This is a genomic window from Nocardia wallacei (assembly GCF_029868745.1).
In the GTDB taxonomy this organism is placed as follows: domain Bacteria; phylum Actinomycetota; class Actinomycetes; order Mycobacteriales; family Mycobacteriaceae; genus Nocardia; species Nocardia wallacei_B.
In genome coordinates, this window is record NZ_JARWOP010000002.1 from 1 (window position 1) to 1,652 (window position 1,652).

A 1,652-nucleotide genomic window follows, 5' to 3' on the forward strand; every position below is an offset into this window, starting at 1 on the left:
GCGTGTAGCTGTCCGAAGGGTTCGTGCAGGCGGTGGCCGTTGATCTGCTCGTCGTCGATGTAGAGCTGTTGGAAGATTGCCTGATTGAACAGGCGGCGCTGGTGTTCGTTGCAGCGGCGATACAGTTCTTGGGGGTTCTCCAGCAGTGTGAGCGCGGCGTCGATGAGTCGGGCGCTGGATGACAGGTCTTCGGTCGTTGTTGCCAGGCGTTCGGTCAGTCGTCGCCGTTGGTGGGCGATGTCGCGGAGTTTGGCTTTGATCTTGGGCTGCGGAAGGGTGGCGTCGGCTGCCAGGTCGATGAGGTTCTCTTCCTGGGCGTCGAGTGCCTGCAGTTCGGTGGTCAGTTGTTTCTGGAGGAGTCGGTCGGCGGTCTCTTGAGCGTTGATGGCTTCGGCGATCTGGTTGCGGATGCTGGTGATGAAGTCGCTGCGGAATCGGATCGTCGCGTAGTGCGCCTCGACGGCGTCTTCGACAAGGGCGACGTTGATGTGTGGCGCGTTGCAGGTGCCCTTCTGTTTGTTGCGGCAGAAGAAGTAGAGGTATTCGTTGCCGTGTCGGTTGGTTGTTCGCTGGATGATCATCCGCCCGACGGTCCCGGTCCGCTGGCAGCGTCCGCAGAACAGTGACCCTTTGAGGTAGTGGTGGTGGACGCGTCGGCGTTCGTGGGCGTTGGTCCGGGATTCGAGGATCTCTTGGACGTTGTCGAAGAGGTTCTCGTCGATCAGCGGCTCGTGTCGGCCCTGCATCTCCTCGCCCTTGTAGATGACGTAGCCGAGGTAGTAGCGGTCGCGCAGCATCGTCGAGAGCTTGTTTTTGGATACTCGTTGGGCGGGGTGGCGGTGGGTCGGTCGGGTGCGCAGTCCGCGGTCGTAGAGTTCCTCGGATAGTTCGTCGAGGGTGTAGTCGCCGGTGGCGTACAGCTGGAACGCGAGCTGGACGAGCGGTGCGCGTTCGGGGTCGACGCCGATGGTGCGGATCTCGCGGCCGTCGAATCGGTCGAAGATGTTGAGGTACCCGAGCCGGGCGCGGCCGAGTGTGCCGCCGTTGCGGGCTTTCTGGCCCATCTTGTAGGAGATGTCGGCGCCGGACTCGCGGGACTGGTACTCGTTGAAGGTGGCGAGGATGCCGTGCATGAGCTGGCCGACCGGCGAGTCGTCGATGGATTCAGTGGCGGAGACCAGGGTGACGTTTCGCTTGCGGAGGTCGGCCATGACGATGGCGTCGTCGAACCGGTTTCGGGCCATACGAGACAGTTTGTAGACGATGACGTAGTCGACGTCTTGATGGTTTCGAATTCGAGCGAGCAGTTTTTGGAACTCGACTCGTTTCGACATTTCGGTCGCACTCCGGCCAGGCTCGATGTATTCGTCGACGATGGTCAGGCCGAGTTGATTTGCCTTGTTCTGGCAGGCGACACGTTGAGCGGGAATCGATATGCCTTCCGGGTCGTAGTCTGTCTTGAACTGCCCCGGCGATGAGACACGTAGGTAGATGACAGCACGGTCGCCCGCCTTCAAAGGTGCTGGCAGTGATGGGAGTTCGGATGCCAAGTCGTCATCCGCATCGTTCCCCGGGCCTACGTACGCGCTCACCATGGAGATTCCTTATTCTCGACGTCACGGTATTTTCGCGATCGATATTATTATGATTCG

The 1,652-nt window shown here is 60.5% G+C and carries 1 protein-coding gene; it reads right to left on the bottom strand.

Annotation, left to right across the window (positions count from 1 at the left end):
• Window positions 1-1,595, bottom strand: a 1,595-nt coding sequence (locus tag QH470_RS00010; protein WP_084538274.1) for a recombinase family protein, incomplete at its 3' end; no start/stop codon positions are given.
• Between the last annotated feature and the right edge of the window lie 57 nt (window positions 1,596-1,652).